Genomic DNA, 22,720 nt, shown 5'->3' with positions numbered 1-22,720 from the left:
TGCGCGTCAGCTCGGAAATTCGCCGCGCTGAAAATCGTTCGACAGTTCGAGGGCGTCGGCCATCTCGCCGACGGTGACGGGCTTGATCGGCGCGCGAATCCGGTAGTGGCCGACGTCGCCGACGCCGCGCTGCTGCACGTCGGCGATCAGCTCGCCGACCGTCGTGCCGCACCAGCGTCCCTGGCACGGACCCATGCCGCAGCGCGTAAACGCCTTCATCTGGTTCGGCCCCTGGCAGCCGAGCGCCGCGAGCCGGCGGATCTCGCCGGCCGCGACTTCCTCGCAGCGGCACACGATCGTGTCGTCGTCGGGGCGGCGCAGCGCGGTGGGCGGCGTGTACAGCGCGTCGAGCAGCGGGCGCACCGCGAGGTGGCGGTGCAACGCGCGCAGCACCGGGCGTTCGCGTGCGGCCTGTCGTTGCGTGTCGAGCGCGCCGAGTCGCGCGGCGATGTCGAGCGCCGACACTTCGCCGGCGAGTGCCGCCGCCCGCGCGCCGCCGATGCCCGCGCCGTCGCCCGCGATCCACACGTGCGGTACGCTGCTGCGGCCGCGCGCGTCGCACTGCGGCCGCCAGCATGCCGACGATTCATCCCATTCGTGTGCGCAGCCGAGCGAACGCGCGAGCTGCGTCGACGGAATGACGCCCTGATGCAGCAGCACGAGCGACGTGTCGAGTGTTTGCACGATGCCGTCTGCGTCGCGAAAGCGGATGCGTTCGGCGCGGCTTTCGCCGTCGATGCGGACGTCGGTCGCGCCGCGATACACCGGAATCCCGGCGCGGCGCACCGCGCGCAGCATGCGCCAGCCCTTGAGCAGATAGTCGGCGCCGCGCAGTGCCGGTAGCGCATGCGGAAGCGCGCGGCGCCACGCATCGCGCGGTGTCGTGTCGACCAGCGCGCGCACGCGCCGGCCGGCATTCAGCAATTGCGCGGCGAACAGCCACAGCAGCGGGCCGCTGCCCGCGAGCACGGCGTCGGCGGACGGCGCGAGGCCGGACGCCTTCAGCAGCGTCTGCGCGGCGCCGACGCCCATCACGCCGGGCAACGTCCAGCCGTGTACCGGCCACGGCCGCTCCTGCGCGCCGGTCGCGATCAGCACCGCGCGCGCGCCGATTTCGAGCGTGCCGCGCGCCGGGCCGCCTTGCGTGAGCATCGCGACGGGCGCCGGCTCGAACGCGATTTGCCACACGACGCTGCGGGGCAGGTAATGCGCGCCGCTGGCGAGCAGGCCGTCGACGAGCGGGCGGCCCGCCGTGTAGTCGGCGCCGAGCCATTGCGCGAGCGGTGGCGGCGCATCGGCCACGTTGCGGTAGATCTGGCCGCCGGGCGCGCGCCCTTCGTCCGCGACGACGACCGACAAGCCGGCCGCATGCGCGGCAGTCGCCGCCGCCATTCCCGCCGGCCCGGCGCCGACGATCAGCAGGTCGCACTGGCGGCGCGTCATGCGAGCCTCGCCTTGCCGTGCATCGTGTGGACCTGCATGCCGTCGGCAACGGGTGTCATGCAGCCTTGCACGTTCGGTACGCCGTCGATTTCGACGAGGCAGTCGAAGCACACGCCCATCATGCAGAACGGGCCGCGCGGCGCGCCGCTCACGGCGCTCGTGCGGCACGCGGCCGAGCCGGCGGCGAGCATCGCGGCCGCGACGCTGTAATGCGCGGGTACGTCGTGCGGCGTGCCGTCGATATGGATGCGCACGCGCTCGAGCATCGCGGCGGCGGGAATGAGGGATTCAAACATGCCGGGCTTCCGTGGGCGCGTCGAAGCGCGCGGTGGTAAAGGCGGACAGGTCGGCCGGCGCGGCGCCGCCTGCGATCCACGGCGCGACGAGATCGGCGTGGGTCGCCGCGAGCGTCACGCCGCTGTGGCAGATCGCGATGAACGCGCCGGGGTACGTGGCCGACGCCTCGTAGACGGGCAGGCCGTCGGGCGTCATGATGCGCAGCGCACCCCATGCGCGCACGATGCGCGCATGGGCCAGCGCCGGGAACGCGGTGCGGGCGCGGCGGGCGATGTCGACCATCGCGGGGCGTGTCTGGCCGTCGTCGAAGCCGACGTCTTCGGCCGAGTCGCCGAGGAGCACCGAGCCTTCCGGCGTTTGCCGGACGACGAGTGTCGGATAGTCGAGAAACGGCGCGAGGCGTTCGGTGACCATGATCTGGCCGCGCAGCGGCGAGATCGGTGCGCGCAGGTCGACCATCGGCGCGAGCCGCGCGTTGTCGAGACCGGCCGCGAGCACCACGCGCCCGGCTTCGAGCTGCGCGTGGCGCGTGTCGATCTCGAAGCGCCCGGCGCGCGGCCGGATCTCGGCGACTTCGCTGCGCGGCAGATAGACGCCGCCGCACTGCTGAAACGCCTGCAGCATCGCGCGCAGCGTGGTGAGCGGATTCGCGTGACCGTCGTTCGGCGACCACAGCGCGCCGGCCAGCGACGGCGACGCCGCGGGAACGCGCCGGCGCAGCGCCGCCGGATCGAGCACCTCGTACGACAGCGCGGTTTCCTGCCGGCGCAGCGATTCGAGCAGGTCGGTCGCGCTGTCGAGTTCCGCGCGATGCTCGAACAGCTCGATGCCGCCCGGACGCTCGAACGCGCAGTCCACGCCCGTTTCGCGCCGCAACTGCGCGGCGAAAGCGTGCCAGCGCGCCGACGATTCGCGCGACCAGCGCGCATACGGCAGGCAGCGGCCGCCCTTGCCCTGCACCCACACGAGCCCGAAGTTGCCGCGCGCCGCGCGAAACGCGATGTCGTCGCCGTCGCACACCGCGACGCGCTGGCCGAGACGTGCGATGCCCCATGCGATGGCCATGCCGACGAGACCGCCGCCGGCCACGACGACGTCGAAGCGGCGCACGGTCATGCGCGGCTCCGGTGTCGCGGGTGAGGCGGTTGCGTGTTATATCCCATGGCGGCGCGGCTCCTTGCTTTCAATACGTTGCGGAACCGATGTTCGGGCAGGCAAAATGGGCTGTCCAATACAGCTTGATCAACGACCCATAATCCAGTGTTATGACCACGCCCTCGCTCAGGATTCGTCAGATCGAAGCGTTTCGCGCAGTGATGCAGCGCCATACCGTCACGCGTGCGGCACGCGATCTCCATATCTCGCAGCCGGCCGTGAGCCGGCTGATCGCCGATCTCGAGGACCGGGTCGGCTTCGTGCTGTTCGAGCGGCAGCAGGGGCGCTTCACGCCGACCGCGCAGGCACGTGTGCTGTACGAGGAGGTCGAACGCGCGTTCGTCGGCCTCGACCGCGTCGCGCAGGCCGCCGAGCAGATCCGCGCGATGCGGCGCGGCACGCTGCGCGTGGCCGGCTCGCCGGCCGTCGCGCTCGACCTGCTGCCGCAGCTCGTCACGCGTTTCTCGCATGCGCATCCGGGCGTCGACATCACGTTGCTCGCGCACAGTGCGTCCACCGTCGTCGACAAGGTCGCGTCGGGGCAATGCGATGTCGGGCTGATTGCCGAACCCGTCCCGCATCCGGCCGTGCGCGGCGAGCGGCTCGCGGAAAGCGCGATGCGCTGCATCGTGCCGCGTGGGCATCGGCTCGCGCGCAAGCGCGTCGTGCGGCCGGCCGACCTGCGCGACGAAGCGTTCATCTCGTTTCCGCCGAGTTTCGAGGCGCGCAGCGCGATCGATCGCGTATTCGTCGAAGCCGGCGTGTCGCGCGTGCTGTCGATCGAGGCGCAACTGTCGCAGACCATCGTCGCGTTCGTCGCGAACGGCGCCGGCGTCGCGCTGATCGATCCGGTGACGGCCGCATATGCGGGGCATCGCGTGGCCGTCAAGCCGTTCGAGCCGGCCGTGCCCGATCACTTCTATCTGGTGACGTCCGCGTCGCAGCCGCTGTCGATGATCGGCGACGCGTTCTGCGCGGATTTGCGTGACGCGTTCGCGCGGATGCGGGCGCCGCGCGACATGTAAGCGGGAATAGGGAGGGGAGTCGTCGCGAGCGCGCCCGACGCCGTCGGGCGTGCCGGGGCGTTGCCGTTTCGGCCGAGGTCCCGGCTCAGGCGAGCGCGTCGTCCGTTACGGATGTGGCGGACGCACCGGACGCGCACGACCTGGTTGCGCCCGCATCCTTCGCCCCTGCCAGCCGCCGATAACGCGCGAGCGCCCACAGCGGGAAGTAAGCGGTATAGCCGTGATACTTCAGATAGAAGATGCGCGGGAAGCCCGGCGCATTGTGCGAGCGGTGCCACCAGAAGCCGTCTTCCTGCTGCACCGACTGCAGATACGCGATGCCGCGCTTCACCGAATCGGATTCGCAGTCGCCGAACGCCATCTGCGCGAGCAGCGCCCACGCGGTGCAGTTCGACGTGCTCGCGCCGCCGTTCGTGCCGGCCAGCTTCGGATCGAGGTAGCTGTCGTTGGTCTCGCCCCAGCCGCCGTCAGCGTGCTGCCGCGCGCGCAGCCAGTCGAGCGCGCGGGCGATATAGGGCTGCGACCTGTCCTCGCCGGCGAGCGCGAGGCCGGCCAGCACGCTCCACGTACCGTAGAGGTAGTTCGTGCCCCAGCGGCCCCACCAGCTGCCGTCGGGCTGCTGCGTGCGCTTCACGTAGTCGATCGCGCGGGCGAGCGACGCGCGGTCTGCGGCGCGCTTCGTCACGCCGAAGCACAGCAGCACGCGGCCCGATACGTCCTCGGTCGGCGGGTCGAGCAGCGCGCCGTGATCGGCGAACGGAATCGCGTTCAGATACATGCGGTCGCAGTCCGCGTCGAACGCCGCGAAGCCGCCGTTGCGCGATTGCAGCCCGCGCATCCAGTCGAGCGCGCGTGCGACGCGCGACGCGTACGGGTGCGTGCCGTCCGCGGCGATCGAGCATCGCGCCGCGCGACGTGTCCGCGCCTGTCGAACCGGCTGGAACGCCCGATACACGGGCCTCCGAAGGATCATCGGCGCCGGCCGCAGCCGTGGCCGGCGTGCGGCGAAAAAAAGCGCCGGACCAGGTGCGCGCGCAATTGCTGGCGGCCGCGTCGGAGATCGCGACGCATCACGGCGTGGCCGCGTTGACGCTCGATGCGGTGGCCGAACGGGCCGGCGTGACGAAAGGCGCGCTGCAATATCACTTCGCGAACAAGCAGGGGCTGCTGGATGCGCTGTTCGGGCAGGCGACCGAGCGGTTCGGCGCGCAGTTGACCGCGCGGATGGCGGCCGATTCCAGCGGCGACGGCGCGGCGGCGCGCGCGTATCTGCATGCGGTGCTCGACGCGGCCAATCCGGCCGCGAGTATCGAGGTGCTGCGCGTGCTGGTCGCGTCGATGATCACCGAGCAGGACACGCGTGCGCGCTGGTCGGTGCCGATGCGCGAATGGACACGGCCCGATCCGGTACCGCTCGAACAGGCCGCGACGCTGATGATCTGCCGGCTCGCGGCCGACGGGTTGTGGATTTCGGAATTGCTCGACAGCGTCGAGGTATCGGCCGAATTGCGCGCGGAGATCGTTCGGCAGCTCGATGCGATGAGCAGAGGCGTGTTTCCGAAGTGATGGGCGACGCAGGATCGAGGTCGTCAGGCGAGGTCACGTCGCTCGACGGCGCTGTTCGACGTACCGCGCGTATCGAAGCCGGGATTGCCGATCACGTCTGCCCGTTACTCGACGCAGCGGTGCCGGCGGTGCTCGATTTCCGTTCAATACCGCGGCGGCGCGTCCATGCGGGCATCGCGTTTCCAGCGCTGCCCGCTGTCGACACGCCGGCGTGACGGCTCAAGCTTGCCGCGCATTGCGTTGATAGCCGCTCCTGAGCGCATCGACCACGAGCTCGACGGCCCGCGACGATTTGCGCCGGCTCGGGTAATAGACGTGGTGCCCGACGAACGTCGGAAACCAGTCCTCCAGCACCCAGCCGAGCCGGCCGGCTTCAACGTGATGCGCGACCAGATCCTTCGGCACATAGGCGAGCCCGAAGCCGGCAAGCGCCGCGTCGACCATCTGATAGACGTTGTTGAACGTCAGTTGGCCTTCGACGCGAACCTGCAATTCGCGGCGCCCCTTGCTCAACTCCCACGATAGCAGCGCGTTTCTGGTCGGCAGCCGAAGGTTGATGCAGTTGTGTTGCGTCAGGTCCTGAGGCGTTTTCGTCACGGGTCGGGACGCCAGGTACTCGGGAGAACCGATGATCGACATCGTCATGTCCGGCGCGATACGCTGCGCGACCATGTCCCTGGCGACCTGGTCGCCGAGCCGTATGCCGATGTCGTAGCGGCCGGCGACGAGATCGGTCAGGCCATAGTCGTTCACCAGTTCGACCTTGAGCGCGGGATAGCGACGCAGCAGCGGTTGCAGCCGCGGCCACACGTACTCGTTCGCCGCGTAGTCGGTCGCGGTGATCCGGACGTTGCCGGCCGGCTGATCCGTCATCGCGCGCAGCGACTCCAGCTCCGCCTCGATTTCCTGAAAGCGCGGGGCGATCGATTCCAGCAAGCGCTCGCCGGCCTCGGTCGGCGATACGCTGCGCGTCGTGCGCGTCAGCAACGGAATGCCCATGCGCGCTTCCAGCGCCCGCACCGTTCGGCTCAACGCCGATTGAGACACGCCGAGCTGCGCGGCCGCCCGCGTGAAATTGCGTTCGCGCGCGACCGCCATGAACGCCACCAGATCGTTGAAGTCTTCCATTGATTCATGCATCACAGCATAGGCCTATGCCGATTTTGCCATCTAGTCGCATGAATCGCGAGTCATTAAAGTGGGATGGCTGGCCGCTGGAGCGATCCATGCGGCACCCTTTTCGGTAGAGGACGACATCATGGAACTGAAGCGCGCGGGCTCGCAGCCCTCGATCAAGGGCCCCGACGAATGGTTCACCGGCACGGTCCGGATCGACCCGCTGAACGCACCGCCGCCGCCGGCGCGCGTATCGTGCGCCAGCGTGACGTTCGAGCCGGGCGCCCGCACCGCGTGGCATACGCATCCGCTCGGCCAGACGCTGCTCGTGACCGCCGGCTGCGGCTGGACGCAATGCGACGGCGAACCGCGCGTCGAGATCCGCGCGGGCGACGTGGTCTGGTGCCCGCCGGGCCACAGGCACTGGCACGGTGCGACGTCGACCACCGCGATGACTCACGTCGCGATTCAGGAAGCGCTCGACGGCAAGAACGTCCGTTGGCTGGAGAAGGTCACGGACGAGCAATACCTCGGCAGCGGCGGACCGCGATGAATACGCCAGCAGCCTTGAATTCGATGCCGGCCCGCGCGTCGTTCGCCGCAGCGGCCGCATCGGCCGATGCGGCGGCGAGCGCGGGCATCGCGGTTGCGCGCAGCGGCACGCAGGTCGCGCTTCGGGAGGCACTCGATGGGCGCGACGTCAACCGGCCCGAACACGTCACCGATGCGCAGCACGGCGCGCGTTGACGATCGCACGCGGCGCCTGTCGCGATTCGTCGCCGCGACAGGGCTGGCACTGCTGGCCGCCGCGTGCACCACCATGCAAAGGACCGACACCATGCAGGAACCCTTGTCTGTTGACGCCTTGAAGGCGGTTGCCCCGGCCTTCGAGCGATACACGAGCCATACCGTATTCGACGGCCTTTGGAAGCGACCGCACCTGTCGCTGCGCGATCGCAGCATCGTGACGCTGTCGGTGCTGATCGCCCGCGGCCAGACCGTCGAGATGCCGCTGCATGCGCGTCTCGCGCTGGATCACGGCGTGAAGCCCGCGGAAATATCGGAAATGATCGCGCATCTGGCTTTTTACGCGGGATGGGCCAACGCGAGCGCCGCATCGATCATCGTCAGGCATGTCTATGACGAACGCGGCATCGGGCCCGATCAGCTCGCGCCGGCGGACGTCACGCCGCTGCCGCTGAACGAGGCAGCCGAGGCGCAGCGTGCGCGGACGGTCTCGGAAAACTTCGGCGCGGTCGCGCCCGGCGTGGTCGAGTACACGACCGATGCGCTGTTTCGCGACTTGTGGCTGCGCCCCGGGCTCGCGCCGCGCGACCGCAGCCTGGTGACGGTGAGCGCGCTCGTCGCCAACGGCCAGGTCGCGCAAATCCCGTATCACCTGAATCGTGCGATGGACAACGGGCTCACGCAGGCCGAAGCGTCCGAGACGTTGACGCAACTGGCGTTCTACGCGGGATGGCCGAACGTCTTTTCGGCGCTGCCGGTATTCAAGGACGTATTTTCATGGCGCGCGGCGTGATGCGCGTGCACGCGGTCGTTTCGAATTTCGGAGAAGGATGTCATGCCCCACGTCATCGTCAAAGCCTGGCCCGGGAAGACCGAGGAACAGAAGCAACGTCTCGCGGACGCCATCACGCGCGACGTGATGGACATACTCGGTTATGGTGAGGAATCCGTTTCAGTTGGTTTCGAGGAGATTCCGGCGGATAGATGGAAGGAGGAAGTCTATCGTCCGGATATCGATGCGCGTTCCGGAACGTTGTACAAGAAACCGGGCTATCGGATGTAAGCACACGTCGCACGCCCACCCGGTTCGACACGAGCAGCTTCGCCACCCCCGCGTCGAACCACCGATGAGATGAAGTGCCGCCGCTCCTATTTCGACGCGGTGCGCGTAAACGGCCCGGGAATCCTGCCCGCTTCCTGACGCGCGATCATCCAGCCGGGATAGCAGGGCGGCAACGCGCTCACGGCGTCGAGACGCGCCAGCTCATCGTCGGTCAGGACGACATCGACCGCGCCGAGGTTGTCGTCGAGCTGGTCGATCCGCCTGGCGCCGATGATGACGCTCGTGACCGCCGGCCTGGCGAGCAACCACGCGAGCGCGATCCGCGCGACCGACACGCGATGCGCGCCGGCAATCGCGCGCATTTCCGCGACGCACGGCCAGGCCCGATCGAGATCGACCGGCGGAAAATCGAAATGGCCGCGCCGCGAACCTGCTTCGGTCGCCGCACCGGGGCCGAACTTGCCCGACAGCAATCCGCCGGCGAGCGGCGACCACACGAGCAGCCCCATCTGCTCGTCGACGGCGAGCGGAACCAGTTCGCGCTCCACGTCGCGCCCGGCGATCGAGTAGTAGGCCTGCAGCGTCTCGAAGCGCGTGGCGTGCAGCGCGGCACTCAGGCCGAGCGCCTTGCCGATCTTGCCCGCGCGCCAGTTCGACACGCCGACGTAACGGATCAGCCCCTGTCGCGTGAGATCGTCGAGCGCGCGCAGCGTCTCCTCGATCGGCGTGACGGGGTCGCTCGCGTGAATCTGGTACAGGTCGATATGGTCGACCTGCAGCCGCTCGAGGCTGCGCCGCACCGAATCCATGATGTGACCGCGCGACGCGCCCTGGTCGTTCGGGCCCGCGCCCATCACGCCGGCCGTCTTCGTCGCCAGCACGATTTCGTGGCGCGGGACGCCGAGGTCGCGCAGCGCCTGCCCGACCACGCGTTCGGCCTGGCCGAACGAGTAAATATCCGCGGTGTCGATGAAGTTGATGCCTGCGTCGAGCGCGCGGGCAATCAAGCGGTTCGCGTCGTCCTGGCCGACCGCGCCGATCGCCGCCCACATGCCGGCATCCGCGTTGCCGCCCATCGTCATCGTGCCGAGACACAGCTCGGACACATAGAGGCCGGTGCGGCCCAATTGCTTGTATTTCATTGCAGCGCCCTTCAGAATCGGCCGGACACGATGCGAGGCGTCGGCCGGTGGCGCCCCGCATGAACGGCGGAATGTTAGTTGGAGCGTGATTGGCCGGCCCGCAACTGCCCGGCAATCGCCGCAACGCGCGCGCCATAGCGGCGGGCCGTTTCGAGATCGCCCGGCGACATCTCTTCGGGCGACGCATCGGCCGGCGTCTGCGCCATCGGCGCGATGTAGGCGCCCATGCGGTTCAGGTCGTCGCGCGTCGACGCTTTCAGGTTGGCCGGCTTGATGTCCATGCTGACCCAGATGCCGCCGTGCTGGCCGGCCAGCAGGAAGAAGTATTCGAGCGTATTGAGCTTGTCGCCGTTGATGCTGGCGCTATTGGTGAAGCCGCCGAAGATCTTGTTTTGCCATCCGCTTTCGAACCAGACCTTCGACGACGCGTCCGCGAACTTCTTGAACTGCCAGCTCGGGCCGCCCATGTAGGTCGGCGAGCCGAACAGGATTGCATCGGCGTCGGCCAATGTGTTCCACGCGTCGTCGGCCAGGTTGCCGTCGGCATCGATCGCGACGAGTGCGGCGCCGGCGCCGTCCGCGACGGCGGCGGCCATCCGTTGCGTATGGCCGTAGCCGGAGTGGTAGACGACGGCCGTTTTCACCGGCGGGTTGAGTTGATCCATGAGGGTTTCCTTTCGGTTGGAGCGTCGTTCGGACGACGTGGGAAACCACTCTAGCGAGCGGCGATCGGGTGATAAACGACGACAGATTGAACGTTCTGTTACTTTCCGGATGAACAATGCAGAACCTTGATGCGCTTTTGATTTTTGCCCGTGTCGCCGAAATGGCGAGCTTCACGCGTGCGGCTGAAAGCCTCGGAATTCAGAAAGGACGGGTATCGACGGTCGTCCGCACGCTTGAACGGGACATGGGCGTCGCACTGCTGCATCGGACCACGCGGCGCGTGCAGCTCACCGAAGACGGACGCGCGTTCTATGCGCGCGCAACCGACCTGCTCGCGGAAGTGCAGGAATTGCAGTCGATGTTTTCGGGGCGTGGCGCATCGCTGCGCGGCAGGTTGCGTGTAGACATGCCCACGGAACTGGCGCGCAGCGTCGTGGTGCCGGCGCTGCCGCAACTGATGGCCGCGCATCCGGATCTGGAGCTGGAGCTTTCCAGCACCGACCGGCGTGTCGATCTGGTTCGGGAAGGGTTCGACTGCGTGATCCGGCTGGGCCCGATCGCCGACGAGACGCTGATTGCCCGGCCGCTGGGCAGGCTGCGCATGACGAATGCGGCGAGCCCGGACTATCTGGCGCGGCATGGCGTGCCGCGTACGCTCGCCGATCTGCACAGCCAGGGGCACAGGATGATTCACTACACGCTGACGCTCGGCGCGCGGCATCCCGGCTGGGAATACCCGGACGGCGACGGCTATGCGTGGCTGCCGTTGCCGAGCGCGATGCAGGTCAACAGTGTGCAGACCTATCATGCGGCCGGGCTGGCGGGCATCGGACTGATCCAGGCCGGCTATTCGGCGCTCGCGCATCACATCGAAAGCGGCGCGCTCGTGGAGGTGTTGCCCGACTTGCGGCCCGAGCCGCTTGCCGCGTCGCTCGTCGTCGCGCATCGGCGCAATCTTTCGCCGCGCGTGCGGGCGTTCATGGACTGGATCGGGGGCGTGTTGGAGCCGTACCTCGATTAGCGGGGCGGCGGAGCAGGCCCTTCCGAATCCGTGTCGCGAGGAACAGCGGGCGCGGCATCAACGCGCCAAATCTCGCGCCTCGCCCAGTACCCACTCCGCAAACGCCCGCACCGGCGCCGCGCTCAATTCGATCGGCTCGGGCAGCACGAGGCAGAAGTTTTTCGTCACCGCCGTGCCGTCGGGCCAGGGCGCGACCAGACGCCGTTGTTCAAGCTCGGCGCCGATGTAAAGGCGCGGCACCAGCGCGACGCCCAGGCCGGCCAGCGCGGCCTCGATCAGCATCGAATGAAGATCGTATCGAGGGCCGACCGCCGAATTGGTCAGCACGATGCCGGTCTCGTCGGCATAGCGCTGCCACGCGTCCGGATTCTGCCGCCGGTGAAGGCGCGGCAGCGCATCCAGCGACGGGTTCGCGCCGACTCCTTCGAGAAGCGCCGGACTGCAGACGGGCACCAGCACCTCCTCCAGCAGCGGATGCAGATGCATGCCGGCCCAGGCCGGATGCTCGAAGTGAATGGCCGCGTCGAATCCGCTGCCGGCCAGCAGGAAGGGTTCCATCCGTTCGGCGATATGCACGGTGACGTTTGGATGGCGATCCTGAAAGCGCTTCAGCCGCGGGATCAGCCAGCGGGTCGCGAAGGTCGGAATCGCGGCGATGTCGATGCTCGCGCCTTCGACGGGCTGCCCCATCAGATACAGGCTGTCCCGTTCCAGCCGATCCAGAATCTCGCGCACCTGCACTGCGTATCGCGTGCCGTTGGGGGCAAGCCGCACCCGGTTGCCGACGCGCTCGAACAGCGTCACGCCGAGGAACGCCTCCAGCCGGCCGATCTGGCGACTGACGGCGCCCTCGGTGCGGGCCAGCTCGTCGGCGGCGCGGGCGAAGCTGCCATGTCGGGCCGCCGCCTCGAAGGCCAGGAGCGCGGAATTGCTCGGGATCTTGCGTCGCATGGGGTCTCGTGAGTCGTATCGCGTTCGGCCATCAGCTTGATCAAATATCACTGAAGACTGACTTTAAGTCGATATCTACGCGGAAACCAGCAGATTAGCATTACGTCACTGCACTGAATATCCCGCATTCGACGCGCAGGATGCGCATCCGTCACGAAGGAAAATCCGATGATCTACACCGTGGAATGCAGCTTCGCCGACCCTGCCAGCGAAGCCGAATGGAACGACTTCTACAGCCTCGACAAGCTGCCGGCCCTCATCTCGGTGGCTGGCTTTCACACGTCGCAGCGTTTCAGGGCGATCAACGACGGCTGCCCCGTTTATCTGGCCATTCACACGATCGACGGCCTCGACGTGCTGACCGGCGATGAATATCGGCAAAAAGGCGGCGGCAATTTCGCGCGATGGCAGCAGCACATCACCGACTGGCACCGCAATCTCTATAGCGACATCGGTCGTGCGCCGGCGGTCAATGCCGACGAGCTACTCGTGCTGAGCGCCGGCGGGCCCGACTCGCTGATCGAACTGGGCTTGAAGCCGCTGGCCATGCAGGCCGTCGCACTGGAACAGTTTCCGGCGCGTCGCTGGCTCGCGGTCCTGCCGCGGCGCGCCGCTCCGCTTGGCGACAACGTGCCGGCCGGCCTTTACCTTTACACGCCGATGACCGAACAACTGACGAAGGCGGCCCGCGATGCCTAACGTGACTTTCCATATCGATGCGGAACGCATGCCGCCGGACGCGCGCCTCGCCGAGCTGTCCGACGATTGCATCGACCTTTGTACGCGGGTCCTTCAGGCAGAAATCACGAACGTCCACGTCATTTACGTCGCGGTTCGGCATGGCTGCGGGCATCCCGTTTTCGCGGAAATCCAGTATCGCGACGCGCCGTCTCGCCCGCCCGCGGTCATGAACGCATTCATGGAAGCGCTCGATCACGCTATCGTCCGCCGCACCGGGTTGACCGCACGCATCCGTTGCTTCGGTCATGCCGCACCGAACCTTCACGCCCGAAACTAGCCGCTACGGAGAAGCACGATGTCCAACGTTACGTTTCCCGGCCAACGTGTCGGGGATTTCACGATCACCGCGATCAGTGACGGCTACCTCACGGCCAGCCTCGATTTCCTGTCGAATATCGACGCGACCGACGCCGCCGGGATGCAGCGTGCGGCCGGGCAGCAGGCGCCGTCCGCCGTGCACATCAACTGCTACGTGGTGCGCGGCGCGGGCCGCACGGTGCTCATCGACGCCGGGGCCGGCGGCATCAAGCAATGGGGCGGCCGCCTGATGGACAATTTGCGGCTCGCCGGCATCGAGCCTGCCGCGATCGACACCGTCCTGCTCACCCACGCCCATCCCGACCACGTCGGCGGGCTGGTGCATGCCGATGGACTCGTCGCGTTTCCGAATGCGGAGCTGGTCGCGCATCGACGCGAGGTCGCATTCTGGCGGGACGACGGCAACCTGAGCCGCGCCAGCGAGCGCGCCCGCGGCAATTTCCGGATCGCGCGTCAGGTATTCGACGCTTACCGCGACGCGCTCCGGACCTTCGAGGAAGGCGAGGTGCTTCCCGGAATCGCCACCATTCCGCTACCGGGGCATACCGACGGACATACCGGATACCTGCTCGCATCCGGCGATCAGGGCCTGCTCGTGTGGGGCGACATCGTGCATTTTCCGCACATCCAGATCAGGCGGCCGGACGTGTCGATTGCGTTCGACCAGGATGCGTCGCAGGCAGCGACCACGCGTTCGCGGCTGCTGGACCGGGTCAGCTCGGAAGGGCTGTTGATCGCCGGCATGCATCTGGGCGAACCCGGGTTCGCGCGAATCAGGCGGGCGAGCGGTGAATACGGGCTGTTTTACGAGACCGATGCCTGACGCGATACAGGTGTTTCAGTACGTGCATGTCGACGACTCCGATTCGATCTGTCGACGGACGCTGCGCATTGCAGACGATTCCGCTGGAAGCGCCCGTCGACATGCCGTCCGGCGACCGGCGGCTGAGGGTGAGGGACGCGTGCGGAAACGTTTGGCAGATCGCCACGCACCAGCGCGGCGCGTCGGCCGACGAAATTCGTTCGAGGCTCGGCGATCGCCGGTAGCCGCGCTGCGCCTTCCCCCTCTGTCGCAATCGTCAAGATTCGTGTCGCGTGCGGATAAAAGCCGCCCGTTCCCCGCGCCGTTAACTCGTTCGCAACCCCGCGCCGCGTAGTGCGTCATGGCGCGCGCCGTTCGTGTTCCGGAATTCACCTCCGCCGCTGGCCGTGCCCGGCCGGCTCAAGGGAACGTCATGCGAAAACAACTCACTATCCGTGGTGGACTCGTCGCGACCATCGCCGGCTATACCGTGCTGCTCGTGCTGGTGGTCGGTGCGGGCATCGCGGCCCTCACCATCGGCAACGGTTCGCTCGAGGCGATGTACCGCGACGACACCGCGTCGCTGCTGCACCTGAAGACCAGCTCCGAGCGGATGCTCGTGCTGCGCGAACGCATGAGCGACGTCGCGCAGATCATCAGCGCCGGCCAGCCCGCGAAGGAGGAAGTCGCGCAACTTCACACATTGCTCAAGCAGAGCAACGACGAACTGGACGCGTACACGCATCTGCATGCGCGCGACGCCAGCGAGCAGGCGCTGTTCGACACGCTGCAAAGCCGTCGGCGCGCGCTGCTCGACCGCGTGTTCCTGAAGGCGCTGTCACAGCTCGACGGCGACGACGCATTCAACTTCCTCGACACGCAGCGCACCGCGCCGCCTGCGCTTTTCGCCGCCTACCAGGAGGCGATCGACGCGCTCGAATCGTTCCAGGTCGCGCGCCAGAAGGCCCGCTACGAGGCGGCCGGCATCAATTTCCACCGGATCGTGTGGGGAATGGGGGCGGTTGCGGTGCTGGCGCTCGTCGTCGGCTTCGTTGCGCAGCGCGTGCTCGCGAAGGCGATCGTCGGGCCGATCAATCTCGCGGTCGATCAGTTCGAGAAAATCTCGAAAGGCGACCTGACCGGTACCGTCGTCGTCCCGGGCGAGAACGAGATGGCGTATCTGCTGAATGCGCTGAAGCGGATGCAGGACGGCCTCGTCGATACCGTGAGCCAGGTGCGTGCGAGCACCGAGACGATCGTCGGCGACGTGCGCACCATCGCGAGCGGCAACGTCGACCTGTCCGCACGCACCGAGCAGCAGGCCGTGTCGCTGCAGCAGGCGGCCGCGAGCGTCGAGCAACTGACGGCGGCCGTGCGCCAGAACGCGGACAACGCACGCGATGCGCGCACGTACGTCGAGGGCGCGGCCGGCATCGCGTCGCGCGGCGGCGAAGCGATGCAGCGCGTCGTCGCGACCATGTCGGAAATTTCGACGAGCTCCACGCGCATTTCCGGCATCGTCGGCGTGATCGAGAGCATCGCGTTCCAGACCAACATCCTCGCGTTGAACGCCGCCGTCGAAGCCGCGCGCGCGGGCGAGCAGGGGCGCGGGTTCGCGGTCGTCGCAACCGAGGTGCGCGGGCTCGCGCAGCGCTGTGCGGCGGCGGCGAAGGAAATTCGCGACCTGATCGGTCATTCCGCGCAACGCGTCGAAGACGGCAGCAGCCTGGTCGCGCTGGCCGGCTCGGCGATGACCGAGCTCGTCGCGGCGGTCGAGCGCGTCAACGCGATCATGGGCGAAACGAGCCAGGCGTTCGACGAGCAGTCGTCGGGCATCGAGCAGGTGAACGCCGCGGTGATCCAGATGGAGCAGACGATGCAGCGCAATGCCGCGCTGGTCGAGGAGGCGGCGGCCGCGGCGCTGTCGCTCGACGAACAGGGCGCGCGGCTGAGCGCGGCGGTCGCGCAGTTCCGTCTGCGCGAAGCAGCGCTCGCGTGACGGGCGGGCTTATTGCGGCGCGTCAGGCAATGCGTAGTCGAAGCGGTACGCATGCTGGCCGTTGTCGATGTCGATGCGCATCGCGCCGGACAGCCCGAGCAATTCGTCCGTGCCGGAATCGGGCACGACCGTGATCGACTGCGTCGGCTGCCCGCGCGTCATGGTGGAGCTGTGCTGCAGCACGAAGCTGCCCTTGCGTCCGCCAAGCACGCCTTTGACGGTTTCCATCGCCACGTAGCCGGCCGAGCCCTGAACGCTGCTGCGAAACGCGAGCATTTCACCGTGGCTCACGGCTTCCAGATCGCCGTGAAAATGCTTGTCCAGCGACATGCGGCCGAGCCCGCTGCCTTCCGCGACGTTGCTCAAGGGTTCCGGATTCAGTTTCACTTCGAACGGACCGCGGGCCTGCAGTGTCATGACTGTTCTCCTCGTTGAATGGGCAATCGGCACTATAGGCGAATGCTGTCGGCGATGGGCCGATCGCGGCGCGCAATCGCCGATGAAACGACGCCGCCGGCAAATCGCGCCCCCGCAGTCCGACATATTCCTCTACTAGGCGCCTTGACCTTGAAGCTGACTTAAAGCTTAGAGTGCCTGCTGACGACGGTGAATCGGCAGGCTTCGGGTGTTGCCTGCCCCGATCGACCATCGACGGGAGACAACGAACATGGACAGGCGTTTTACACAGGTCGAATTCGGGCCGCATACGGTCGACGTGCCCGAGGGCGGCTACTACGACCGGTTCCGGATGAATCCGGACCTGGACGCGGTGGCGCGCGACCCGGCCGCGGGGACATCGATTTTTTCCGCCGGATTCCGAAGCGTCAGGTGATGTCGCGCGTGGGCCCGACGTGGGCGCCGAACTTCTACTATCGCTCCAGCAGCATTCAGCTGCTGTTCCTGGCGCCGCTCGACCGCCTGAGAACCATGCTTCCCGTACCGATCGAACCGCTGCTGGCGCTGCCCGGCTACGGGCTCGTCGCGCTGACGTTCTTTTCGTATTCGGTGTGCGACAACGATCCGTACGACGAAGTATCCGTCGCGGTGGTGATCCGCCGGCCCGGCGCGAAAGGGTCGCACGCGCTCGAGCTGATCGACTCGATGCGGCGCCGGAGTTTCTTCGCGCACGTGCTGGCGCTGCCGGTCACGACGGAAATCGCGCGGGTGCGCGGCGTGCACGGCTATCAGCTGCCCAAGTGGCTCGCGGATATCGACGTGGACATCGGCGCGACGGCGCGCGCACGTATCGCCGGCCCGGGCGGCCGGCCGGATCTGAGCCTGAGCGTGCCGCTGCCGGCGCTGACGCAAGTTCCGTCGCAATCGCACATGAGCACCGCGACGATGGTCAATCGCATCGACGGCGAATGGCACCAGTCGTCGGTGCAGACCAACATGCTGTCGTTCGCGCAGCGCCTGTTGCCGCGCAACGTCGAGCTGGTGCGGCACGGCGGCCCGCTGAGCCAGTTGCTCGACGGGCTCGGCGCATCCACCATCATGCGTCTCGACGTGGTCAAGGATGCGCAACTGGTGCTGAATCTGCCGACGCCGTTGACGGCCTTCGATGAACCCGGAAAGCCACGCTAACGATACGGCTGCGTGCGACGTGCGCGCGCCGAAGGAGTCGTCCATGCCGCAACCGACCTACGATCTCGTCGTATTCGGCGCCACGAGTTTCGTCGGGCAGATTCTGGCCCGCTATCTGTCCGACTATCTGTCCGACTATCTGTCCGGCGCGGGTGCGGGCGAGATGCTGCGCTGGGCGATCGCGGGCCGGTCCGACGCAAAGCTCAGGCAAGTCCGGGATACGCTCGGCGCGGCCGGGCAGTCGGTACCGATCATCGTTGCCGACGCGGCCGACGAAGCGCAGCTTCGGGCGCTGTGCGCGCAAGCGCGGGTGGTGGTGTCCACCGTCGGCCCCTACGCGCTGTACGGCGAGCCGCTGGTCCGGGTCTGCGCGCAGACCGGCACCGACTATTGCGATCTCACCGGCGAGACGCAATGGATCAAGCGGATGATCGACAAGTACGAGCCTGCGGCCCGGCAATCGGGCGCGCGCATCGTGCATTGCTGCGGCTTCGATTCGGTGCCGTCGGACATGGGCGTGTTCTTCCTGCAGCAACAGGCGCGGCAGCAGTGGGGCGTGCCGGCCGCTCACGTGAAGATGCGCGTCAAGACGCTGAAGGGCGGCGCGTCGGGCGGCACCGTGGCCAGCGTGATCAACGTCGTGCGCGAAGCGGCGGCCGATCCGGCATTGCGCCGGGAACTGCTCGATCCTTATTCGCTGTGCCCGCCAGGACATGGCTTCACGGTGCGGCAGCATGCGGTTCGATCCGCCGAATTCGATCGCGACTGCGATGCGTGGATCGCGCCGTTCGTGATGGCGGCGATCAACGAGCGCGTCGTGCACCGCTCCAATGCGCTGGCGGGCAATGCGTACGGCAGCCGCTTCACCTATGACGAAGCCGTGATGACGGGCACGGGCCTGAAGGGGCGCGTGAGCGCGCTGACGATGGTGGCGGGCCTCGGTGCGTTCATGGTGGGCGTTCTCATCGGGCCCGTGCGCGGCCTGATGGAGCGCTTCCTGCTGCCGAAGCCCGGCGAGGGGCCGAGCGTCGACGCGCAGCGGGCCGGCCGCTACGATTTGCGCTTTTTCGGCCGCACGGACGACGGCAGAACCCTGCGCGTGAAAGTCACCGGCGATCGCGATCCCGGCTATGGCTCGACCGGCAAGATGCTCGGCCAGGCCGCGATCAGCCTCGCGATCGATGGCAGCCGTGACGGTGTGAAGATCGGGCGCGGCGGCGGTTTCTGGACGCCCGCGACGATGTTCGACGAGCGTTTCGTCGATCGTCTCGTTCGCCACGCGGGCTTGCGTTTCGAGGTGATCTGAGCGCAGTTCGCGTCAGCTATCCGAGCAGCCGCGGGGGGCGTGGATGCCTTCGCCGGTACGCTGGCGGACTCTACCCGCTACGCACGGCGACGCGTGCCCGTGCCCGTGCGGGCGGCCGCTTCGTCCACGATCATCGCGGCGAATTCGGCGGCCGCCGGCATCCGCGCGTCGTGCATCATCACGAATTCCATCGCCGGCAATTCCGGCAAGCCTTCGGGCAAACCCAATTCGCGAAGCGTGTCGTCGATCGCGCTGCGCGGCACCGGCGCGATCGCGATGCCGGCCCGCGCGAAGGTGCGGATGCCGGTCACACTCGGGCTTTCGCACGCGATCCGGTAGCGCATGCCGGCCAGCGCGAGCGCCTTGATGGCGGCGCCGCGGTACGGGCACGGATCGGGAAAGCACGCGAGCGGCACGTCGCCTTCCGGAAGCGGCTCGTGGCGCGCGAACGCCCAGACGAGCGGTTCCTGCCACAACGTCGCGCCGTGGCCCGCGTGCGAGCACCGGCTGCCGATCACGAGATCGAATTCGCCGTTGGCGTGCCGTTGAAACAGGCTGTCGCCGATGTCGACGACCAGATCCAGCCGCAGGCCGCGCCGCGCGGCGCCATGACGGCGCATCAGGTCCGGCAGCCAGCCAGTTGCGAAGTCCTCCGATACACCGATCCGCAGCTTGACGTCGATCGCGTCACCCGTTCCCAGCCTGGCGCGCGCTTCCTCGCTCAGATTGAGCATCGCGCGCGCGTAGCCGAGCAGCGTCTCGCCATGCGCGGTGAGCGTGACGCTGCGCGTGTTGCGCATGAGCAGCGCCTGGCCGACCTGCTCCTCGAGGCGAACGATCTGCGCGCTGACCGCGGACTGGCTGAGGTTCAGCCGGCGCCCGGCGCCGGTGAAGCTGCGCACGTCGGCGACCGCGACGAACGTATGAAGCAGTGCCGTGTCGAGGGGAGCGTTCATTCATCACCAATCCGGGTTAGTTTGATCAATTAATATCGTTTCCGGATTATAGGCCGACCCGCTAGGCTGCGAAGGGCAGTGGGCGAGCGCGCATCCCGCGCGCCGTCGTCACGCTCGACAAGGATCGGCGCCATGACACGCGTGCTCTATATCGAAGGCTCACCCAACAAGGCCTATTCGGCATCCATCGAGGTGTGCGAGGCATTTCTCGACGCGTACCGGCAGGCCCATCCCGATCACGAGATCCGGAAGCTCGACATCTGGGATCTGGCGATGCCCGAATTCGATGGCGCCGCGCTGGCCGCGAAATATGCCGGACTGAGCGGCACGGCGTTGACGCAGGAGCAGGCGGCTGCGTGGCAGCAGATCGAGCGGCTCGCGGCGCCGTTCCACGAAGCGGACAAGTTCCTGTTCGGCGTGCCGCTGTGGAATTTCAGCATTCCGTACAAGCTCAAGCACCTGATCGACGTGATCTCGCAGAAGGACGTGCTGTTCACGTTCGACGGAACGGGTTTTACCGGCAAGCTGGCCGGTAAAAAGGCGGCGGTGGTCTACGCGCGCGGGCTCGCCTATCAGTCGCCGGGGTCGTTTACGCCGGCCGCCGAGTTCGATCTGCAGCGCCCTTACATGGAAACGTGGCTCAAGTTCGTGGGCGTGACGGACATCACGGGGATCGTCGTCGAGCGCACGTTGTTCGGCCCGGACGGGAAGGTCGACCGGAGTCGGGCGATCGACGAGGCACGAACGATCGCACGGACGTTCTGAGGTTGGTGGTGCGGGGCACCCGGCGCAGGGCACCCCGCCGCAGAGCACCCGCCGCCGCGCATCCGTGCGGGTCGAGCGTCAGCGCCCGCCGCGTGCGATGGCGAGCGCGACGCCGAAGCCCACCAGCAGGCAGCCGAACGTGCGATCGATCCAGTGTCGCAGCGACAGCAGCCGATCGCGGACAGCCGTGGCCGAGAGACACATCGCGACGAGGCTGAACCAGCCGGCATGTGCGGCCGCGATGAACGCGCCGTAGCCGAGCTGCACGATCAGCGGCGTGTCGGGCCGGACGGCCTGCATGAACAGGCTGACGATGAACACCGTGGTCTTGGGATTCAGCGCGTTGGTCAGGAAGCCCGTGCGCAGCGCGGCGAGATCCGACAGCGCCGCCACGCGGCTGTCGGCTTGCACGCCGCCGGATTTCGTCATGAGCATCTTCGCACCGAGGTAGATCAGATAGATCGCGCCGATCAGCTTGACGGCATTGAAGAGCCACGGCGACTGACGGATCAGCAGCCCGACGCCCAGCAGCGTGTAGCTCACGTGGACCGTTACGCCGAGCCCGATCCCGCATGCGGTGAGCACGCCGGAACGACGCGACAGCATCAGGCTGTTGCGCGTGACCATCGCGAAGTCCGGCCCCGGGCTGATGACGGCCAGCAGCGTAATGGTGACTACGACTATCCATTCGGTCATACGTTTCTCCTGCGCTGGGTGGGTTGATGGCACAATCCTATCGATCGGGCTTCACCAGGAAAAACGATGATTTCTGACCAGAATGGTGAGTTCGAATCACAATCGATTCGTACGAACCTGCCGTCGCTGATGGCGCTGCGTTGTTTCGACGCGGCGGCGCGTCACGAGCATTTCGGTCGCGCGGCCGACGAGCTGTGCCTGACCCACGGCGCGGTCAGCCGCGCGGTGCGTCTGCTCGAGGACGATCTGGGCGTGGCGCTGTTCGAGCGGCGCAGTCGTCGCGTGTTCCTGACCGAGGCGGGCCGCGCACTCGCCCGGGCCGTCCATGATGGGCTGGGCCTGATGCGTCACGCCGCCCACGCGTTGCGCACCGAGGCCGCCCGTGCGCGGCGTTCGGTCCTGTCGTGCGAGCCGACGCTGCTGATGCGCTGGCTGATCCCGCGCTGGCCGGATTTCCAGGCGCGGCATGCGGGCGTCGATATCCATCTGGCCGCCGCGGGCGGCCCGTTCTCGTTCGACAGCGGTATCGACATGGCGATACGTCGCAACGATTTCGCGTGGCCGGCGGGGTATCACGCCGAGCATCTGTTCGCCGAGCGGGTGGGGCCGGTTTGCCGGCCGGACAAGGTCGGCGCGTGGTTTGCATCGCGGCGCGGCGGCCGCGCGTTGAAGCCCGACGCCGCGCTGCTGCATACGCGGACCCGGCCGGACGCATGGAACGCGTGGGCGGCGGCGTCGAATCAGCCGGCCGCGAACGGGCGCGGGCAGCGGTTCGATCACTTCTACTTCAGTCTGCAGGCGGCCGTTGCGGGGTTGGGCGTCGCGATCGGGCCGTGGCATCTGGTGCGCGACGACATCGAAAGCGGTGTGCTGGTCGCGCCAATGGGGTTCGTCGAGGATGGATCGGATTACTACCTGTTGACGCCGGCGCCGGTGGCGGAAGGAAGTGCGCAGGCGGCGTTGCTGGCGTGGTTGAGGGAGATGGTTTGACGGGGGTTGCTTCGTCGGCACTCGCATCGATATCAACGACCCGGACAATATTGTCGTTCATCGGGCAAACACGACCTCGAATCGAAATAAAGAATGAATGTCCGTGCCGATGCTTGCTCATGCCGGCCTGCGAACGGAAAATGCGTCGATCGACGCGTGCTCGCAAGCCCGTTATTTGCGTGAAGAGCTTGGCCCGACGCTGCGGACGCCGGCGGGATGTCGGCCGGCTTTTACCGAAATGGCGCGCTATGGCGCGCGCGTCGCTAAAAGAATGTCGCGATGTACTTTATCGCGCCAATGAATGAGCGTCGGTAAAGTTGCACCCACTCTTCATCTTTTTATCAGACATTTGACGACGTCCGTGCAGACCA

At 67.4% G+C, this 22,720-nt stretch carries 24 protein-coding genes and 2 pseudogenes; 15 read left to right on the top strand and 11 right to left on the bottom strand.

What is annotated here, in order from left to right:
• Window positions 1-6: 6 nt before the first annotated feature.
• From SY91_RS31285 to SY91_RS31275, 3 genes are read right to left on the bottom strand one after another with little or no spacing between them, the layout of a single operon-like run.
• The gene (locus SY91_RS31285; RefSeq protein WP_043887790.1) at window positions 7-1,443 is read right to left on the bottom strand and encodes an NAD(P)/FAD-dependent oxidoreductase; all 1,437 of its coding nucleotides are present in this window, start codon (window positions 1,441-1,443) and stop codon (window positions 7-9) included.
• Window positions 1,440-1,739 carry a (2Fe-2S)-binding protein gene (locus tag SY91_RS31280; protein ID WP_023476737.1) on the bottom strand — a complete coding sequence of 100 codons (300 nt, stop codon included), beginning with the start codon at window positions 1,737-1,739 and terminating at the stop codon, window positions 1,440-1,442. The genes SY91_RS31285 and SY91_RS31280 overlap by 4 nt, the downstream gene beginning before the upstream one ends.
• Complete coding sequence (locus SY91_RS31275) at window positions 1,732-2,856, bottom strand: NAD(P)/FAD-dependent oxidoreductase (protein WP_023476736.1); 1,125 nt, start codon at window positions 2,854-2,856, stop codon at window positions 1,732-1,734. The genes SY91_RS31280 and SY91_RS31275 overlap by 8 nt, the downstream gene beginning before the upstream one ends.
• A 149-nt stretch (window positions 2,857-3,005) precedes the next feature.
• Here SY91_RS31275 and SY91_RS31270 point away from each other — a divergent pair, with 149 nt between their 5' ends.
• Window positions 3,006-3,920: a LysR family transcriptional regulator gene (locus SY91_RS31270; RefSeq protein WP_011549245.1), complete on the top strand. Its 915-nt coding sequence runs from the start codon at window positions 3,006-3,008 to the stop codon at window positions 3,918-3,920.
• 85 nt (window positions 3,921-4,005) lie between these two features.
• Here SY91_RS31270 and SY91_RS31265 read toward each other — a convergent pair.
• Window positions 4,006-4,833: pseudogene (locus SY91_RS31265) on the bottom strand (prenyltransferase/squalene oxidase repeat-containing protein); the annotation flags it as partial.
• Here SY91_RS31265 and SY91_RS31260 point away from each other — a divergent pair.
• Window positions 4,773-5,486 carry a TetR/AcrR family transcriptional regulator gene (locus SY91_RS31260; RefSeq protein WP_043887792.1) on the top strand — a complete coding sequence of 238 codons (714 nt, stop codon included), beginning with the start codon at window positions 4,773-4,775 and terminating at the stop codon, window positions 5,484-5,486. The pseudogene SY91_RS31265 and the gene SY91_RS31260 overlap by 61 nt on opposite strands.
• A 219-nt stretch (window positions 5,487-5,705) precedes the next feature.
• Here SY91_RS31260 and SY91_RS31255 read toward each other — a convergent pair whose 3' ends face one another.
• A complete protein-coding gene (locus SY91_RS31255) occupies window positions 5,706-6,614 on the bottom strand; it encodes a LysR family transcriptional regulator (RefSeq protein ID WP_023476732.1) in 909 nt (302 codons plus the stop codon).
• Between the two features lie 130 nt (window positions 6,615-6,744).
• Between SY91_RS31255 and SY91_RS31250 the strand changes: the two genes are divergently transcribed.
• The 4 genes from SY91_RS31250 (at window position 6,745) to SY91_RS31235 (ending at window position 8,412) form a co-directional block, all read left to right on the top strand.
• Window positions 6,745-7,155 (top strand): cupin domain-containing protein, encoded by a 411-nt coding sequence (locus SY91_RS31250; RefSeq protein WP_023476731.1) that lies wholly within the window; start codon window positions 6,745-6,747, stop codon window positions 7,153-7,155.
• Entirely contained in the window at window positions 7,152-7,349 is a 198-nt protein-coding gene (locus SY91_RS31245) for a hypothetical protein (protein WP_185642899.1), read from the top strand. The genes SY91_RS31250 and SY91_RS31245 overlap by 4 nt, the downstream gene beginning before the upstream one ends.
• Window positions 7,350-7,452: 103 nt before the next feature.
• A complete protein-coding gene (locus tag SY91_RS31240) occupies window positions 7,453-8,142 on the top strand; it encodes a carboxymuconolactone decarboxylase family protein (RefSeq protein WP_409557537.1) in 690 nt (229 codons plus the stop codon).
• A gap of 42 nt (window positions 8,143-8,184) precedes the next feature.
• Window positions 8,185-8,412, top strand: coding sequence for a tautomerase family protein (locus SY91_RS31235; RefSeq protein WP_023476728.1), 228 nt, complete (start codon window positions 8,185-8,187; stop codon window positions 8,410-8,412).
• A gap of 86 nt (window positions 8,413-8,498) precedes the next feature.
• Here the strand turns inward: SY91_RS31235 and SY91_RS31230 are convergent, their stop codons facing one another.
• Together SY91_RS31230 and SY91_RS31225 are read right to left on the bottom strand one after the other, a co-directional pair.
• Window positions 8,499-9,554 carry an aldo/keto reductase gene (locus tag SY91_RS31230; RefSeq protein WP_023476727.1) on the bottom strand — a complete coding sequence of 352 codons (1,056 nt, stop codon included), beginning with the start codon at window positions 9,552-9,554 and terminating at the stop codon, window positions 8,499-8,501.
• 74 nt (window positions 9,555-9,628) lie between these two features.
• On the bottom strand, window positions 9,629-10,219 hold the full coding sequence (locus SY91_RS31225) for a flavodoxin family protein (RefSeq protein WP_023476726.1): 591 nt from the start codon (window positions 10,217-10,219) through the stop codon (window positions 9,629-9,631).
• Window positions 10,220-10,335: 116 nt separating this feature from the next.
• Between SY91_RS31225 and SY91_RS31220 the strand changes: the two genes are divergently transcribed.
• The gene (locus SY91_RS31220; protein WP_006481141.1) at window positions 10,336-11,241 is read left to right on the top strand and encodes a LysR family transcriptional regulator; all 906 of its coding nucleotides are present in this window, start codon (window positions 10,336-10,338) and stop codon (window positions 11,239-11,241) included.
• A gap of 57 nt (window positions 11,242-11,298) precedes the next feature.
• Here SY91_RS31220 and SY91_RS31215 read toward each other — a convergent pair whose 3' ends face one another.
• Window positions 11,299-12,192 (bottom strand): LysR substrate-binding domain-containing protein, encoded by an 894-nt coding sequence (locus SY91_RS31215; RefSeq protein ID WP_023476725.1) that lies wholly within the window; start codon window positions 12,190-12,192, stop codon window positions 11,299-11,301.
• 168 nt (window positions 12,193-12,360) lie between these two features.
• Here SY91_RS31215 and SY91_RS31210 point away from each other — a divergent pair, with 168 nt between their 5' ends.
• The 4 genes from SY91_RS31210 to SY91_RS31195 all read left to right on the top strand — a co-directional run bounded on the left by SY91_RS31210 (window position 12,361) and on the right by SY91_RS31195 (window position 16,052).
• Entirely contained in the window at window positions 12,361-12,891 is a 531-nt protein-coding gene (locus SY91_RS31210) for a hypothetical protein (RefSeq protein ID WP_006481143.1), read from the top strand.
• A complete protein-coding gene (locus tag SY91_RS31205; RefSeq protein WP_027805988.1) occupies window positions 12,884-13,210 on the top strand; it encodes a hypothetical protein in 327 nt (108 codons plus the stop codon). Before SY91_RS31210 ends, SY91_RS31205 begins: the two co-directional genes overlap by 8 nt.
• An 18-nt stretch (window positions 13,211-13,228) precedes the next feature.
• Entirely contained in the window at window positions 13,229-14,074 is an 846-nt protein-coding gene (locus SY91_RS31200) for an MBL fold metallo-hydrolase (protein ID WP_023476723.1), read from the top strand.
• A gap of 412 nt (window positions 14,075-14,486) precedes the next feature.
• On the top strand, window positions 14,487-16,052 hold the full coding sequence (locus SY91_RS31195; protein ID WP_023476721.1) for a methyl-accepting chemotaxis protein: 1,566 nt from the start codon (window positions 14,487-14,489) through the stop codon (window positions 16,050-16,052).
• A gap of 9 nt (window positions 16,053-16,061) precedes the next feature.
• On the opposite strand, the gene SY91_RS31190 is transcribed toward SY91_RS31195, so the two are convergent.
• Window positions 16,062-16,469: a DUF3224 domain-containing protein gene (locus tag SY91_RS31190; RefSeq protein ID WP_023476720.1), complete on the bottom strand. Its 408-nt coding sequence runs from the start codon at window positions 16,467-16,469 to the stop codon at window positions 16,062-16,064.
• A gap of 250 nt (window positions 16,470-16,719) precedes the next feature.
• Between SY91_RS31190 and SY91_RS31185 the strand changes: the two are divergent.
• Together SY91_RS31185 and SY91_RS31180 are read left to right on the top strand one after the other, a co-directional pair.
• Window positions 16,720-17,636, top strand: a pseudogene (locus SY91_RS31185) (acetoacetate decarboxylase).
• A 43-nt stretch (window positions 17,637-17,679) separates the two neighbouring features.
• Window positions 17,680-18,942 carry a saccharopine dehydrogenase family protein gene (locus SY91_RS31180; RefSeq protein ID WP_023476718.1) on the top strand — a complete coding sequence of 421 codons (1,263 nt, stop codon included), beginning with the start codon at window positions 17,680-17,682 and terminating at the stop codon, window positions 18,940-18,942.
• 77 nt (window positions 18,943-19,019) lie between these two features.
• Here SY91_RS31180 and SY91_RS31175 read toward each other — a convergent pair whose 3' ends face one another.
• On the bottom strand, window positions 19,020-19,898 hold the full coding sequence (locus SY91_RS31175; protein WP_023476717.1) for a LysR substrate-binding domain-containing protein: 879 nt from the start codon (window positions 19,896-19,898) through the stop codon (window positions 19,020-19,022).
• 132 nt (window positions 19,899-20,030) lie between these two features.
• On the opposite strand from SY91_RS31175, the gene SY91_RS31170 reads away from it, so the two are divergent.
• Complete coding sequence (locus SY91_RS31170; RefSeq protein ID WP_023476716.1) at window positions 20,031-20,663, top strand: FMN-dependent NADH-azoreductase; 633 nt, start codon at window positions 20,031-20,033, stop codon at window positions 20,661-20,663.
• Between the two features lie 78 nt (window positions 20,664-20,741).
• On the opposite strand, the gene SY91_RS31165 is transcribed toward SY91_RS31170, so the two are convergent.
• The gene (locus SY91_RS31165; protein ID WP_023476715.1) at window positions 20,742-21,359 is read right to left on the bottom strand and encodes a LysE family translocator; all 618 of its coding nucleotides are present in this window, start codon (window positions 21,357-21,359) and stop codon (window positions 20,742-20,744) included.
• 66 nt (window positions 21,360-21,425) lie between these two features.
• Between SY91_RS31165 and SY91_RS31160 the strand changes: the two genes are divergently transcribed.
• Window positions 21,426-22,349 carry a LysR family transcriptional regulator gene (locus SY91_RS31160; protein ID WP_023476714.1) on the top strand — a complete coding sequence of 308 codons (924 nt, stop codon included), beginning with the start codon at window positions 21,426-21,428 and terminating at the stop codon, window positions 22,347-22,349.
• Window positions 22,350-22,720: the final 371 nt, after the last annotated feature.

The organism is Burkholderia cenocepacia, from assembly GCF_014211915.1.
GTDB classification, from domain to species: Bacteria; Pseudomonadota; Gammaproteobacteria; order Burkholderiales; family Burkholderiaceae; genus Burkholderia; species Burkholderia orbicola.
Note: the sequence above shows the minus strand (reverse complement) of the source record. Positions and strands in the feature narration are given on the sequence as shown.